At 45.0% G+C, this 12,978-nt stretch carries 23 protein-coding genes; all 23 read right to left on the reverse strand.

The annotated features are described in order from the left end of the window. Positions 1 to 593: 593 nt before the first annotated feature. The 23 genes from rplQ to rplB all read right to left on the reverse strand — a co-directional run bounded on the left by rplQ (position 594) and on the right by rplB (position 12,973). Positions 594 to 1,025: a 50S ribosomal protein L17 gene (rplQ, locus tag G3W54_RS14595; RefSeq protein ID WP_162654009.1), complete on the reverse strand. Its 432-nt coding sequence runs from the start codon at positions 1,023 to 1,025 to the stop codon at positions 594 to 596. A gap of 42 nt (positions 1,026 to 1,067) precedes the next feature. Then, on the reverse strand, positions 1,068 to 2,078 hold the full coding sequence (locus G3W54_RS14600) for a DNA-directed RNA polymerase subunit alpha (protein WP_162654010.1): 1,011 nt from the start codon (positions 2,076 to 2,078) through the stop codon (positions 1,068 to 1,070). A gap of 88 nt (positions 2,079 to 2,166) precedes the next feature. Further along, positions 2,167 to 2,556, reverse strand: a complete 390-nt coding sequence (gene rpsK / locus G3W54_RS14605; RefSeq protein WP_162654011.1) for a 30S ribosomal protein S11 — start codon at positions 2,554 to 2,556, stop codon at positions 2,167 to 2,169. A gap of 100 nt (positions 2,557 to 2,656) precedes the next feature. After that, complete coding sequence (gene rpsM, locus G3W54_RS14610) at positions 2,657 to 3,025, reverse strand: 30S ribosomal protein S13 (protein ID WP_162654012.1); 369 nt, start codon at positions 3,023 to 3,025, stop codon at positions 2,657 to 2,659. 210 nt (positions 3,026 to 3,235) lie between these two features. Continuing rightward, a complete protein-coding gene (locus G3W54_RS14615) occupies positions 3,236 to 3,886 on the reverse strand; it encodes an adenylate kinase (RefSeq protein WP_162654013.1) in 651 nt (216 codons plus the stop codon). After that, positions 3,883 to 5,223, reverse strand: a complete 1,341-nt coding sequence (secY, locus tag G3W54_RS14620; RefSeq protein WP_162654014.1) for a preprotein translocase subunit SecY — start codon at positions 5,221 to 5,223, stop codon at positions 3,883 to 3,885. The genes G3W54_RS14615 and secY overlap by 4 nt, the downstream gene beginning before the upstream one ends. Positions 5,224 to 5,391: 168 nt before the next feature. Next, the gene (rplO, locus tag G3W54_RS14625) at positions 5,392 to 5,871 is read right to left on the reverse strand and encodes a 50S ribosomal protein L15 (RefSeq protein WP_162654015.1); all 480 of its coding nucleotides are present in this window, start codon (positions 5,869 to 5,871) and stop codon (positions 5,392 to 5,394) included. A 14-nt stretch (positions 5,872 to 5,885) separates the two neighbouring features. Then, positions 5,886 to 6,086, reverse strand: coding sequence for a 50S ribosomal protein L30 (gene rpmD / locus G3W54_RS14630; RefSeq protein ID WP_162654016.1), 201 nt, complete (start codon positions 6,084 to 6,086; stop codon positions 5,886 to 5,888). A gap of 30 nt (positions 6,087 to 6,116) precedes the next feature. Then, entirely contained in the window at positions 6,117 to 6,677 is a 561-nt protein-coding gene (gene rpsE / locus G3W54_RS14635) for a 30S ribosomal protein S5 (protein ID WP_162654017.1), read from the reverse strand. Between the two features lie 43 nt (positions 6,678 to 6,720). After that, positions 6,721 to 7,083, reverse strand: a complete 363-nt coding sequence (rplR, locus tag G3W54_RS14640) for a 50S ribosomal protein L18 (protein ID WP_162654018.1) — start codon at positions 7,081 to 7,083, stop codon at positions 6,721 to 6,723. Between the two features lie 12 nt (positions 7,084 to 7,095). Next, entirely contained in the window at positions 7,096 to 7,629 is a 534-nt protein-coding gene (gene rplF, locus G3W54_RS14645; protein WP_162654019.1) for a 50S ribosomal protein L6, read from the reverse strand. Positions 7,630 to 7,663: 34 nt separating this feature from the next. Continuing rightward, positions 7,664 to 8,062 (reverse strand): 30S ribosomal protein S8, encoded by a 399-nt coding sequence (rpsH, locus tag G3W54_RS14650; RefSeq protein WP_162654020.1) that lies wholly within the window; start codon positions 8,060 to 8,062, stop codon positions 7,664 to 7,666. A gap of 11 nt (positions 8,063 to 8,073) precedes the next feature. Then, positions 8,074 to 8,379: a 30S ribosomal protein S14 gene (gene rpsN, locus G3W54_RS14655; RefSeq protein WP_162654021.1), complete on the reverse strand. Its 306-nt coding sequence runs from the start codon at positions 8,377 to 8,379 to the stop codon at positions 8,074 to 8,076. A 27-nt stretch (positions 8,380 to 8,406) separates the two neighbouring features. Beyond that, positions 8,407 to 8,970 carry a 50S ribosomal protein L5 gene (gene rplE, locus G3W54_RS14660; protein WP_162654022.1) on the reverse strand — a complete coding sequence of 188 codons (564 nt, stop codon included), beginning with the start codon at positions 8,968 to 8,970 and terminating at the stop codon, positions 8,407 to 8,409. Next, positions 8,963 to 9,274 (reverse strand): 50S ribosomal protein L24, encoded by a 312-nt coding sequence (gene rplX / locus G3W54_RS14665; protein ID WP_162654023.1) that lies wholly within the window; start codon positions 9,272 to 9,274, stop codon positions 8,963 to 8,965. The genes rplE and rplX overlap by 8 nt, the downstream gene beginning before the upstream one ends. A 12-nt stretch (positions 9,275 to 9,286) precedes the next feature. Continuing rightward, positions 9,287 to 9,655, reverse strand: a complete 369-nt coding sequence (rplN, locus tag G3W54_RS14670; RefSeq protein WP_162654024.1) for a 50S ribosomal protein L14 — start codon at positions 9,653 to 9,655, stop codon at positions 9,287 to 9,289. A 204-nt stretch (positions 9,656 to 9,859) separates the two neighbouring features. Further along, complete coding sequence (gene rpsQ, locus G3W54_RS14675; protein ID WP_162654025.1) at positions 9,860 to 10,090, reverse strand: 30S ribosomal protein S17; 231 nt, start codon at positions 10,088 to 10,090, stop codon at positions 9,860 to 9,862. 11 nt (positions 10,091 to 10,101) lie between these two features. Beyond that, complete coding sequence (gene rpmC, locus G3W54_RS14680) at positions 10,102 to 10,302, reverse strand: 50S ribosomal protein L29 (protein WP_162654026.1); 201 nt, start codon at positions 10,300 to 10,302, stop codon at positions 10,102 to 10,104. A gap of 11 nt (positions 10,303 to 10,313) precedes the next feature. Then, on the reverse strand, positions 10,314 to 10,727 hold the full coding sequence (gene rplP, locus G3W54_RS14685; RefSeq protein ID WP_162654027.1) for a 50S ribosomal protein L16: 414 nt from the start codon (positions 10,725 to 10,727) through the stop codon (positions 10,314 to 10,316). 22 nt (positions 10,728 to 10,749) lie between these two features. Next, a complete protein-coding gene (rpsC, locus tag G3W54_RS14690) occupies positions 10,750 to 11,454 on the reverse strand; it encodes a 30S ribosomal protein S3 (RefSeq protein ID WP_162654028.1) in 705 nt (234 codons plus the stop codon). Further along, positions 11,454 to 11,840: a 50S ribosomal protein L22 gene (gene rplV / locus G3W54_RS14695; protein ID WP_162654029.1), complete on the reverse strand. Its 387-nt coding sequence runs from the start codon at positions 11,838 to 11,840 to the stop codon at positions 11,454 to 11,456. Before rplV ends, rpsC begins: the two co-directional genes overlap by 1 nt. Positions 11,841 to 11,842: 2 nt before the next feature. Next, positions 11,843 to 12,121: a 30S ribosomal protein S19 gene (gene rpsS, locus G3W54_RS14700; protein WP_162654030.1), complete on the reverse strand. Its 279-nt coding sequence runs from the start codon at positions 12,119 to 12,121 to the stop codon at positions 11,843 to 11,845. Positions 12,122 to 12,136: 15 nt separating this feature from the next. Then, positions 12,137 to 12,973, reverse strand: coding sequence for a 50S ribosomal protein L2 (rplB, locus tag G3W54_RS14705; protein WP_162654031.1), 837 nt, complete (start codon positions 12,971 to 12,973; stop codon positions 12,137 to 12,139). Positions 12,974 to 12,978: the final 5 nt, after the last annotated feature.

Consider the following 12,978-nt stretch of genomic DNA (forward strand, 5'->3'; position numbering starts at 1 on the left):
CATTTTGACCATTAATCGAATTCCGTTCATCCATCTATAGATTCTATATGTAATCAAATCCATCACGCAATAAAATGGAATTTTCATGGCGTCATCCATATTTCTATGGTTAGACTGCTTTTTACTTAAGGGAAAACATGAAAACTAAATATAAAATGCTGGTTATTTCAACACTTATGACCGCTACATTAACTAACATTTCACATGCTGGCTCATGCGGCTATGAACGCTGTTGGGTGCTGTAGCGATAGGTCCAAACGGTCACGCATGGAGCCACAGCTACTCATCAGAAAACGGAGCTATAAATTCAGTTCGCAATAATTGTAACGGGCCATGCTCCACTATAAAGACGTTCTATAATACCTGTGGCTCTATAGCTTCTGCACCCAATGGCGCCTGGGGTTGGGCTTGGAATGGAAACATGGAAGCAGCAAAAAGCGAGGCAATGAACTACTGCATGGATAATGGCCGAAATTGTACCCCAAGAGTTTGGGCCTGCTCCAAATAATCTTCCAGAAATAAAATTTCATATCAAACGAAAAAACCGGGTAACATTTGCTACCCGGCTTTCAAAATTTTAACGAACCAAAAACTTATGCGTTTTCAGTTTCCGCTTCATTTTCTTCAGCAGCAACACGTGCTTTATCGGCGGCGCCTTTAGCTGAAATATCGCGATCTACAAACTCGACAACAGCCATTGGTGCATTATCGCCGTGACGATAGCCTGCACGCATAATGCGGACGTAACCGCCATTACGAGTTGCGTAACGAGCTGCGATTGTATCAAACAATTTTTTAACAGCATCTTGATCGCGAGTTATCGCAATTGCACGACGTCGTGAATGTAGATCACCTTTTTTCGCTAAAGTAACAAGTTTTTCGACGAATGGACGAATTTCCTTGGCTTTAGGTAATGTTGTCGTAATTTGTTCGTGCACGATAAGAGATGCAGCCATGTTGGCAAACATCGCCTTACGGTGACTTGATGTTCTATTGAGCTTGCGGCCTGCTATTCCGTGGCGCATGAGCTTTCTCCTTCAAAGCGGTTTTCAATCCGCAAGTTTAAATCAATATTGTTCTTCGTAACGTTTCGCTAGATCTTCAATGTTCTCTGGCGGCCATGCTTGAACTTCCATTCCAAGATGCAAGCCCATAGAAGCCAGTACTTCCTTGATCTCATTCAAAGACTTACGCCCGAAATTTGGTGTACGAAGCATTTCTGCCTCTGTTTTTTGAATAAGGTCGCCGATGTAAACGATGTTATCATTTTTCAAGCAGTTAGCCGAACGAACTGAAAGTTCCAATTCATCAACCTTCTTAAGAAGAGCCGGATTAAATGCAAGTTCTGCAACTGTATCTTCTTCTTCAGCTTTTTGAGGCTCTTCGAAGTTTACGAAGACTGAAAGTTGATCTTGAAGAATACGCGCAGCAAATGCAAGAGCATCTTCCGCAGTAACCGAACCATCTGTTTCGATCGTCATAAGCAACTTATCATAATCGAGAACTTGACCCTCACGAGTATTTTCAACTTTATAAGAAACTTTTTTGACTGGAGAATAGAGACTATCAACTGGAATAAGACCAATTGGAGCATCTTCAGCACGGTTAGCAGCAGCAGGTACATAGCCCTTACCGTTTTTAACTGTGAACTCCATGCGAATTTCTGCACCTTCATCAAGCGTACAAATAGCCAGATCAGGATTTAGAATTTCAATATCGCCGACAGTTTGAATGTCACCTGCAGTCACAACTGCTGGACCCTGTTTGCGAACGACCATACGTTTAGGCTCATCACCTTCCATACGGATCGCGATTTCCTTAGTATTCAAAACAATGTCAGTAACATCCTCCCGAACACCCGGAATAGAGGAAAACTCATGCAGAACGCCATCAATCTGCAAAGCAGTTACAGCCGCACCACGCAGCGATGAAAGAAGAACACGGCGCAATGCATTACCAAGAGTAAGGCCAAAGCCACGCTCCAACGGTTCTGCTACAAGTGTCGCTTTCAATTCGCCTGAAACAGCAAATTCTACTTTATTAGGCTTGATAAGTTCTTGCCAATTTTTCTGAATCATATTTTTTAACCTTCCTATTGCTGCACCATCCAATCGTGTCAGCTATGTGAGAAGACGCCCGCCTAAAAAGACGGACAGACAATATTGATTAACCGCGACGCTGTTTGCGTGGACGACAACCATTGTGCGGAATTGGCGTCACATCACGAATAGACGTGATTGTAAAACCAGCAGCCTGCAAAGCGCGAAGTGCAGATTCACGACCAGAACCTGGGCCACAAACTTCAACTTCAAGCGACTTCATACCATGATCTTGAGCTTTTTTCGCACAATCTTCAGCCGCAATCTGCGCAGCAAACGGTGTAGACTTACGAGAGCCTTTAAACCCGTTAGCACCAGCAGATGACCAGGCAATCGTATTGCCTTGCTGATCAGTGATTGTAATCATTGTGTTGTTAAACGTTGAATTTACGTGGGCAACGCCCGTAGCAATATTCTTGCGTTCTTTACGACGAACGCGTGTGGCATCTTTTGCCATCGTGTATCCTTCCTTGATATCAACACCGCCGTAATTCCAGCGGCTCCACCCCAATCAAAAAGAACCCCATCTCTTAAAGACAGGGTAAACTTGATTGGAATTATTTCTTTTTACCAGCGATTGCTCTTGCTGGTCCTTTGCGTGTACGCGCGTTTGTACTTGTACGCTGACCGCGAACAGGCAAACCACGACGATGACGCAGGCCGCGATAGCAGCCAAGGTCCATAAGACGCTTGATGTTCATAGAAACTTCCCGACGAAGATCACCTTCAACTTGGTAATCCTGATCGATTGCTTCACGAATTTGCAGAACTTCTGCATCTGAAAGCTCATTTACACGTCGCTCAGCAGGAATACCCACTTTAGTTACGATCTCTTGAGCAAATTTTGGTCCAATCCCATGAATATAACGAAGCGCAATAACAACACGCTTGTTTGTGGGAATGTTGACGCCAGCAATACGGGCCACGTCGTTCTCCTTGTTAACCGATTAAAACCGGTGCTTATACTTAGTAGCATTTACGCTACGTGATTTATAATCCACGACAGACAAAAACGATCAGTACCGCACCTCCTCTTAGGAGAGACGCACCAACCGCCAATTTTTCGCGAGTTGAGCGGTTATTAGCGGATGAGTCGGCATTTCGTCAAGTCATTATGAGATTAATTTGATGCTAAGTTACTTTCCTTCGAACAAAGCGTTAATTTGCGATGTCACATCATCAATGTCAGCCATACCATCAACAGAACGCAAAAGACGCTTTGCGTAATAGTAACCAACAAGAGGCGCTGTTTCTTTATAGTATGTTTGAAGACGATCAACCACTGTTTCAGCGCGATCATCCGGGCGTCGCTTAAATTCAGTTCCGCCACATTTATCACATACACCATCTTTCTCTGGTTTAAGATTTTGGTCGTGATAGCCTGCACCACAATTGCTACAAGTATAGCGGCCGGAAATACGTTCAACAAGCACACTATCATCAACTGCAAGTTCAACAACAGCGTCTAAAGACATAGATTTAGACGCGAGCAATGCTTCTGTTGCATCGGCTTGTCTTAATGTTCGCGGATAGCCATCCAAAATAAAGCCATTTTTACAATCTTCATTTTCAATACGCTCAGAAATAATGGCGTTCACGATATCATCAGATACGAGCCCGCCTGCATCCATGATTTCCTTAGCACGCTTACCCCATTCGGTACCCTCAGCAACCGCTGCACGCAACATATCACCAGTAGACAGTTGGGGTATACCATATCTATCAACTAAACGCTGAGCTTGCGTACCTTTACCCGCACCTGGTGGTCCTAACAGAATTAATCTCATCTACGCTTCTTCCCTCCGCGAAGTTTTGATTTCTTAATCAAGCCTTCGTATTGCTGAGCAAACAAGTGCCCTTGCACTTGCGCCACAGTATCGAGCGTCACACTAACAACAATCAGAAGCGACGTTCCCCCTAGATAAAATGGTACACCAGTTCTTGCGATCAAAAACTCTGGCAATAGACATACAAAAATAAGATATATGGCACCAACTACTGTAATTCTTGTCAAAACACGGTCAATATATTCAGCTGTACGATCGCCAGGGCGAATACCTGGAATATAGCCACCATGGCTCTTCAAGTTATCCGCTGTTTCTTTAGGATTGAATACGATCGCTGTGTAAAAGAACGCAAAGAAGCCAATCAAGAGTGCATAAAACACCATATAAGCAGGTTGCCCGTGACCAAGAGACGCTAAGATAGCTGTCGCCCAATCTGGTAGCGATGACGTGTCTGAAAAACCAGCCAAAGTTGCGGGTAGAAGCAACAAAGACGAGCCAAAAATTGCTGGGATAACGCCTGCTGTGTTCAACTTAAGTGGCAGGTGTGAACTATCACCTTGGAACATTTTAGTGCCAACTTGACGCTTCGGATATTGGATCAACAATTTACGTTGCGCGCGTTCAACAAACACAATCAAAGCAATCAAAGCAACAGCCAAAACAAGTACTGCTATGATGATGAACGTTGAAATAGATCCGGTACGACCTAACTCCAGTGTTCCCACAATGGCAGAAGGTAGTGCCGCAACAATGCCAGCAAAAATGATCAATGAAATACCATTACCGATACCACGCGCTGTTACCTGCTCACCCAACCACATGAGGAACATCGTGCCACCAACCAGCGTGATAATAGTAGATATTTTAAAGAACAAACCAGGGTCTGTCACAACCCCTGCTCCGGCCTCAAGTCCAACAGAGATCCCATAAGCCTGCATTGTCGCAAGAATGACAGTACCATAACGTGTGTATTGGTTAATAACCTTGCGCCCCTGTTCGCCATCTTTCTTGAGCTGTTCAAGAGATGGGACAACAGATGTCATCAACTGCATAATAATGGAAGATGAAATGTAAGGCATTATGCCAAGAGCGAAAAGCGCCATGCGCTCCGCTGCACCACCCACAAACATATTAAACAAACCAAGCACACCTTGGCTTTGTCTTTCAAAAGCCTGCGCAAAAGCTGCAGGGTCAACACCTGGGATTGGAACATAAGTACCAAGGCGATAAACCAAAAGCGCCGCCAGTGTAAACCAGATGCGCTTTTTAAGGTCTTCTGCTTTTGAAAATGCAGAAAAGTTCAAATTAGATGCGAGCTGTTCGGCTGCCGATGCCATGCCATTCTCCGCGAATTGTTCTGGTCAGGAATATTCCTGATGTGAGAGACATTTGGATCGCAGTAATTTATCGAGAAATCAAGCCGCAAACTGCCTCGTGTGGAAACATAGTTCCCAATATGGGGAAACCGCGCGTCGATTTAAAGATCAACGCGCGGAATATTATTACTATTCGCTCGCTTCTTTTGCAGGCGAAAGAACCGTGATCGAGCTACCAGCTTTTTCAAGCTTTGCGATTGCTGATTTAGATGCGCCAGCAACTTCAAGCTTCAACTTAGCCTTAATTTCACCATCTGCTAAGACACGAACACCATCTTTAATCTTAGAGATAACGCCAGCAGCTTTAAGAGCAGCTGCATCAACCGTTGCCTTAGGATCAAGTTTCTTAGCGTCAACAGCTTCCTGCAAACGACCTAGTGATACAACATTATAATCCGTCGGGAACGGAACGTTGAAACCACGTTTAGGCAAACGACGGTAGATAGGCATTTGACCGCCCTCAAAACCTTTGATTGAAACACCAGAACGAGACTTCTGACCTTTCACACCACGACCACCTGTTTTACCAGTACCAGATCCAATACCACGACCTACGCGTTTGCGTGCTTGGCTTGAACCTTCATTGTTACGAATTTCATTCAGTTTCATGAATACTCTCCCGCCTAGTTCTCTTCGACGATACGAACCATGTGGCTAACGCGAGCAATCATGCCACGTACAGCTGGTGTATCTTCGAGTGTTGAACGACGATGCATCTTATTCAGGCCAAGACCAACAAGTGTCTGGCGCTGAACGTTAGGACGACGAAGTGGGCTACCAGTCTGCTCAATAGTAACAGTTTTGCCCTTTTTTGTATCAGCCATAATAAGGCCTCCTATCGATCGGCGCTAAGCCTATTGATCTTCTACACCCGCAGCAGTGCGGCGAGCTTGAAGCGTTGAATATTTAATACCACGTTGCGCTGCGATATCTTTCGGGTGCATTTGGTGCTTAAGAGCATCAAAAGTAGCACGAACCATGTTATATGGGTTCGAAGAACCTGTTGATTTCGCAACAACGTCTTGCATACCAAGTGTTTCAAAAACCGCACGCATTGGGCCACCAGCAATGATACCAGTACCAGGTTTAGCAGCACGCAAAAGCACTTTACCAGCACCATGACGACCACGAACATCGTGGTGCAAAGTACGGCCAGAGCGCAATGGCACAAAAATCATTTCGCGCTTTGCAGCATCTGTTGCTTTACGAATTGCTTCAGGCACTTCACGTGCTTTACCGTGACCAAAGCCAACGCGGCCTTTCTCATCACCAACAACAACCAAAGCTGCAAAACCGAAACGACGGCCACCTTTGACCACTTTTGCAACTCGGTTAATATGAACGAGCTTATCAACGAATTCGCTCTGTTCCTCTTCTTTTCTGCCGCCTTTTCCGCGACGATCGTCTCTTGCCATTGTCCTTGTCCTTATTTTTTTCCGGTTTCAATCGGCAGATTGATTAGAATTTAAGTCCGCCCTCACGAGCAGCCTCTGCAAGTGCTTTTACACGCCCATGGTACAAGAACGCACCACGATCAAAAACAACATCTTTGATGCCGGCTTTATCAGCACGTTCAGCAATAAGTTTACCCACTGCACTTGCAGCAGATGTGTCGGCACCTGTCTTCAAAGATTTACGCAGATCAGTATCTAATGTTGATGCTGCTGCAAGTGTAGTACCTGCAGTATCATCAATAATCTGAACGTAAATGTTCTTTGAAGAGCGATGTACTGACAAACGCGGACGACCATTTGCGACCGCTTTGACTTTACGACGAACACGTGCACTACGACGCGCGATGTCTTTTTTAATGCTAGCCATTTCGCCTCTTCCTTACTTCTTCTTGCCTTCTTTGCGGACAATCCGCTCTTCGGCATATTTCACACCCTTACCTTTATAAGGTTCAGGCTTACGATATTGACGGATCTTTGCAGCAACTTCACCAACAGCTTGTTTGTCGATACCTGTAACAACAATTTCAGTTGGTTTTGGACAAGCAACTGTTACGCCTTCGGGTGGCGTGTAGACAACTTCATGACTAAAACCGAGCGAGAGCTGGACACCCTTACCCTGCATTGCAGCACGATAACCAACACCGTTGATTTCAAGTTTACGTTCAAAACCCTTTTCAACACCTTCAAGAATGTTGGAAATCATTGTACGCGACATACCCCATTTAGAGCGGGCGTCCTTTGATTTATCAACGGGTGTGACTACGATTTCATTCTCTTCCATTTTGACAAGCACTTCGTCATTTACAACGAATTTCAACTCGCCCTTTGGACCTTTAGCAGTAACCGACTGGCCTTCGACTGTAGCAGTGACGCCGGCTGGGACCGCAATTGGCTTTTTACCTATACGAGACATTGTTCAACCTTCTTTTGAAAAGAACCCTGCTCCGTTAGAATACGGAGCAAAGAACCTCACCACCTACATTTTCTTCACGAGCCTGATGATCAGCCATAACACCCTTAGGTGTAGACAAAATCGTAATACCAAGACCATTCGCTACTTGCGGAATTGATTTCACTGAGACGTAAACACGACGACCAGGCTTAGAAACGCGACCGATTTCCCGGATCACAGAACCTGTGTCTGAATATTTCAACTCAATGCTTAGCTCAGACTTACCATTTTCGAATTCGGATTGTGAATAACCACGGATATAACCTTCAGTTTCCAAAACATCCAATACGCGTGAACGCAATTTAGACGCTGGTGAATTTACAGAAGATTTACCGCGAGCGGCACCATTACGAATACGAGTGAGCATATCGCCCAAAGGATCAGATAAAGACATACTATGCTCCCTTACCAGCTGGACTTAACAAGGCCAGGTATACGACCGAATGAGCCAAGCTCACGCAATGCAATACGAGACATTTTAAGTTTACGGTAGTAACCACGTGGACGACCGGACACTTCACAACGGTTGCGAATACGAGTTTTCGAACCATCACGAGGTAATTCAGCCAATTGAAGAGTAGCTTTAAAACGCTCTTCCATCGGCACTGATTGATCTTTAATTGTCGCTTTTAAAGCAGCACGCTTAGCAGCACTTTTGCTGACTAGGCCGCGGCGACGATTATTCTTCTCAACTGCGCTTTTTTTCGCCATGTTGAATTTCCTTCTCTACGTATGCCGTTACGACTGTTCAGGGAATGGGAAGTTGAACTCTTTTAAAAGAGCGCGAGCTTCATCATCCGTGTTAGCCGTCGTACAAACGATGACGTCCATGCCCCAGATTTGATCAACTTTATCGTAATTGATCTCAGGGAACACAATGTGTTCTTTAATACCCATGGCAAAGTTGCCACGACCATCAAAGCTTTTTGGATTCAATCCACGAAAGTCACGTACGCGTGGAAGCGCAACAGTCACCAAACGATCCATGAATTCATACATACGCGCACCGCGAAGTGTAACCTTCGCACCAAGTGGCATCTCTTCACGAACTTTAAAGCCCGCGATAGATTTACGTGCATGCGTAATAACTGGCTTTTGACCCGCAATATCTGCAAGGTCTTTAGCCGCAATCGCTGGCTTCTTAGAATCAGCAGTTGCTTCGCCGACACCCATATTGATAACAATCTTATCAATTTTAGGAATCTGCATTTCGTTTTTATATTTAAACTGCTCCTGCATTGCTGCACGGATACGGTTTAGATAATCGGTCTTAAACCGAGGGATATAATTTTCCTTAGCCATCGATCACTTCTCCGGAACGCTTAGCCACTCGTACTTTTTTGTCACCCTCAATTTTAAAACCAACACGTGTTGGCTTACCATCTTTCGGATCAGCAATTGCTATATTTGAAAGTTGGATTGGAGCTTCTTTAGTAACGATACCAGCTTCAGTTGTCTGACTTTGTTTCTGGTGACGTTTGACAACGTTAATACCAGCGACAACAGCACGACCTTCTTTTGGAATAACTTTTAAAACAGCGCCAGAACGACCCTTGTCTTTACCAGTCAATACGACGACGTTGTCGCCTTTACGAATTTTTTGCATGAGATCCGTTCCTTACAACACTTCAGGAGCCAGCGAGATGATCTTCATGTGCTTTTTAGCACGAAGTTCACGTGGAACTGGTCCAAAAATACGCGTACCCATAGGCTCACCAGCATTGTTAACCAATACTGCAGCACTTGAGTCAAAACGGATAACACTTCCGTCAGCACGACGCAGGTCTTTGGCTGTACGAACAACTACAGCTTTAACTACGTCACCTTTTTTCACACGGCCACGCGGAATAGCTTCTTTGACCGAACATACAATAATGTCGCCCACAGAAGCATATTTACGCTTAGAACCGCCTAGCACCTTGATGCACATGACACGACGGGCGCCGGAATTATCCGCGACGTCGAGGTTTGTTTGCATCTGAATCATGTCAGAACGCCTTCTTATTTATGCTGGACAGTTACTCCAAGGCCCCATTGCCCGCAGTCTTATCCAACTATTCGAGTTGTCTTAGAACAAGTCAGATTTTTTTCAACCAAAATCTGACCTAAAATGTCATTTTTATGAAAAAAGGGACATAAAGGTAAATACCCTGCCCCGATTATCACAGTTTTAGAAGCTGAACCGCTAAAATTAGCTAGTTACAACAGTCCAACGCTTATCTTTCGAAATTGGTGCACATTCCTGAATAGAAACGGAATCACCAGCTTTGAACTGATTTGCTTCATCATGCGCCTTATACTTTTTTGTACGGCGTACAATTTTTCTCAAAACTGGGTGCGGGAACGAACGTTCGACGCGGACGACCACAGTTTTATCGTTTTTGTCACTCACAACAGTGCCCTGTAGAATGCGTTTAGGCATAACTTATTCCTTTAAGCCTTAGCTTGGGCCGCCTTCTGGCGGGCGATTGTTTTAATGCGCGCAATATCACGGCGCACTTGTTTCACACGAGATGTATTCTCAAGTTGGCTAGTTGCAACCTGAAAGCGCAGGTTAAACTGCTCTTTCTTTAGCTTTGCAAGTTCATCACCAAGCTGATCTTCGCTCATTGCGTGGACATCATTAGCTTTCATGATAATCTCTCCTAATCAGCAATACGCTGGATGAAACGTGTCTTAACAGAGAGCTTTGCAGATCCCAGACGTAACGCTTCACGAGCAATATCTTCATTCACACCATCGATTTCAAACATCACGCGGCCAGGTTTAACCTTGCACGCCCAATAATCGACGGAACCTTTACCCTTACCCATACGGACTTCGGTTGGCTTTGCAGTCACCGGAACATCAGGGAAAATGCGGATCCAAACACGACCAGCACGTTTCATGTGACGTGTAATGGCACGACGGGCAGCTTCGATCTCACGCGCGTTAACACGATTTGGTTCCTGCGCCTTTAGACCATATGATCCAAAGTTAAGATCCGAACCGCCTTTTGCAGCACCCTTGATCTTGCCCTTAAACTGTTTGCGAAATTTAGTTCGCTTTGGTTGTAACATTATATTTCTCCGAACCTATCGCTTACGCTTTTTCGCGACGACGATTGCCACCGGCATTATCATTTTCAGATGCACGACGCTCTGAAGCCATAGGATCATGCTCAAGGATTTCGCCTTTAAAGATCCAAACTTTGATACCGCAAATACCATATGCAGTAAGAGCTTCTGCAACACCATAATCGATGTCCGCACGAAGTGTGTGCAATGGCACACGACCTTCACGATACCACTCAGTACGCGCAATCTCAGCACCACCCAAACGGCCAGCACTTGTGATCTTGATGCCCAAAGCACCCAAACGCATAGCTGATTGAACAGCACGTTTCATAGCACGACGGAATGCAACACGACGCTCAAGTTGTTGAGCAATTGATTGAGCAACAAGAGTTGCATCAATCTCGGGCTTACGAACTTCAACAATGTTCAGGTGTGTTTCAGAATTCGTCATTGCAGACAATTTCTGACGCAGTTTTTCAATGTCAGCACCCTTCTTACCGATGATAAGACCAGGGCGAGCTGTATGAATTGTCACGCGGCATTTCTTGTGAGGACGTTCGATAACGACCTTGGCAACACCAGCCTGCTTCAATTTATTGACAATAAATTCACGAATTTTCATATCTTCATGAAGCAGATCACCATATTCGCCTTGATCGGCATACCAACGGCTATCCCATGTACGGTTCACACCAAGACGGAAACCAATTGGATTAATCTTCTGACCCATTATGCAGCCTCCTCAGTTTGAACTTCTCTCACGACAATTGTTAAGTGAGAAAATGGTTTCAAGATACGCGTTGAACGACCACGACCGCGGACGCGAAAACGTTTCATCACGATTGATTTACCAACGTATGCTTCTGCAACAATGAGATTATCAATATCCAAATCATGATTATTCTCAGCATTAGCAATTGCTGACTGAAGTGTTTTGCGCACTTGATCAGATATGCGTTTGCGAGAAAACTCAAGATCAGCCAATGCTGCATCTACTTTCTTGCCACGGATCAATTCCGCAACAAGATTGAGCTTTTGCGGGCTGATACGAAGCGTGCGAGCAACTGCTTGCGCTTCATTATCTGCGAGCCGACGTTCTGTCTTTGCCTTGCCCATAACTACTTCCTCTTCGCTTTCTTATCCGCGCCGTGACCATAATAGGTACGGCTTGGAGCGAATTCACCAAATTTATGGCCAACCATGTCTTCTGAGATCATCACTGGAATGTGCTTCTGACCATTATAGACACCAAATGTTAGACCTACGAACTGTGGTAGAACCGTAGAACGGCGAGACCACATTTTAATCACTTCGCTGCGACCGCCTTCGCGAACCTTCTCAGCCTTTTTGAGAAGATAGCCGTCAACAAAAGGACCTTTCCAAACTGAACGAGCCAATATAGACTTCCTCTCTTATTTCTTACGCTGATGGCGAGAACGCATAATAAATTTATCCGTCGCCTTATTTTTACGTGTCCGTTTACCCTTTGTTGGTTTACCCCAAGGAGAAACCGGGTGACGACCACCAGAAGTACGGCCTTCACCACCACCATGTGGGTGATCGACCGGGTTCATAACAACACCACGAACATGTGGGCGTTTACCGCGCCAGCGTGTACGGCCAGCTTTACCATCATTCGTGTTCATGTGATCTTGGTTAGACACAGCACCGATTGTTGCCATGCAACGACCAGAAACCAAACGTGTTTCACCAGAGTTCAGGCGAAGGATCGCCATATCTTGATCACGTCCAACAAGTTGAACATATGTACCAGCTGAGCGAGCAATCTGACCACCCTTTTCTGGCTTCATTTCAACATTGTGTACGATTGTACCAACTGGCATTGCTGCCAATGGCATTGCATTACCAGGTTTAACATCGACAGAGCTCTGAGAAGCAATAACTTTATCGCCTGCAGAAATGCGCTGTGGAGCCAAGATGTATGCAAGTTCACCATCATCATATTTAACAAGAGCAATAAACGCTGTGCGGTTTGGATCATATTCCAAATGCTCAACTGTGCCCTGCACGTCAAATTTCCGACGTTTGAAGTCAATTTTACGATATGTACGTTTGTGACCACCACCAATGTAGCGAGCTGTCACACGACCCATATTGTTGCGGCCACCTTTCCCAGTAAGACCTTCTGTCAAAGATTTGACGGGCTTACCTTTATAAAGGGCTGAACGATCTACGATAACCAGCTGGCGCTGACTAGGGGTCGTTGGATTAAAGCTTTTTAATGCCATCTTAC

Origin of the sequence: Lentilitoribacter sp. Alg239-R112 (assembly GCF_900537175.1) — a bacterium.
In the GTDB taxonomy this organism is placed as follows: domain Bacteria; phylum Pseudomonadota; class Alphaproteobacteria; order Rhizobiales; family Rhizobiaceae; genus Lentilitoribacter.

Coding starts and splice junctions, on each gene's coding strand:
- rplQ (WP_162654009.1), bottom strand. CDS start 1,025: ATGCGCCACGGAATAGCAGGCCGCAAGCTCAATAGAACATCAAGTCAC.
- G3W54_RS14600 (WP_162654010.1), bottom strand. CDS start 2,078: ATGATTCAGAAAAATTGGCAAGAACTTATCAAGCCTAATAAAGTAGAA.
- rpsK (WP_162654011.1), bottom strand. CDS start 2,556: ATGGCAAAAGATGCCACACGCGTTCGTCGTAAAGAACGCAAGAATATT.
- G3W54_RS14615 (WP_162654013.1), bottom strand. CDS start 3,886: ATGAGATTAATTCTGTTAGGACCACCAGGTGCGGGTAAAGGTACGCAA.
- secY (WP_162654014.1), bottom strand. CDS start 5,223: ATGGCATCGGCAGCCGAACAGCTCGCATCTAATTTGAACTTTTCTGCA.
- rplO (WP_162654015.1), bottom strand. CDS start 5,871: ATGAAACTGAATGAAATTCGTAACAATGAAGGTTCAAGCCAAGCACGC.
- rpmD (WP_162654016.1), bottom strand. CDS start 6,086: ATGGCTGATACAAAAAAGGGCAAAACTGTTACTATTGAGCAGACTGGT.
- rpsE (WP_162654017.1), bottom strand. CDS start 6,677: ATGGCAAGAGACGATCGTCGCGGAAAAGGCGGCAGAAAAGAAGAGGAA.
- rplR (WP_162654018.1), bottom strand. CDS start 7,083: ATGGCTAGCATTAAAAAAGACATCGCGCGTCGTAGTGCACGTGTTCGT.
- rplF (WP_162654019.1), bottom strand. CDS start 7,629: ATGTCTCGTATAGGTAAAAAGCCAATTGCGGTCCCAGCCGGCGTCACT.
- rpsH (WP_162654020.1), bottom strand. CDS start 8,062: ATGTCTTTATCTGATCCTTTGGGCGATATGCTCACTCGTATTCGTAAT.
- rpsN (WP_162654021.1), bottom strand. CDS start 8,379: ATGGCGAAAAAAAGCGCAGTTGAGAAGAATAATCGTCGCCGCGGCCTA.
- rplE (WP_162654022.1), bottom strand. CDS start 8,970: ATGGCTAAGGAAAATTATATCCCTCGGTTTAAGACCGATTATCTAAAC.
- rplX (WP_162654023.1), bottom strand. CDS start 9,274: ATGCAAAAAATTCGTAAAGGCGACAACGTCGTCGTATTGACTGGTAAA.
- rplN (WP_162654024.1), bottom strand. CDS start 9,655: ATGATTCAGATGCAAACAAACCTCGACGTCGCGGATAATTCCGGCGCC.
- rpsQ (WP_162654025.1), bottom strand. CDS start 10,090: ATGCCTAAACGCATTCTACAGGGCACTGTTGTGAGTGACAAAAACGAT.
- rpmC (WP_162654026.1), bottom strand. CDS start 10,302: ATGAAAGCTAATGATGTCCACGCAATGAGCGAAGATCAGCTTGGTGAT.
- rplP (WP_162654027.1), bottom strand. CDS start 10,727: ATGTTACAACCAAAGCGAACTAAATTTCGCAAACAGTTTAAGGGCAAG.
- rpsC (WP_162654028.1), bottom strand. CDS start 11,454: ATGGGTCAGAAGATTAATCCAATTGGTTTCCGTCTTGGTGTGAACCGT.
- rplV (WP_162654029.1), bottom strand. CDS start 11,840: ATGGGCAAGGCAAAGACAGAACGTCGGCTCGCAGATAATGAAGCGCAA.
- rplB (WP_162654031.1), bottom strand. CDS start 12,973: ATGGCATTAAAAAGCTTTAATCCAACGACCCCTAGTCAGCGCCAGCTG.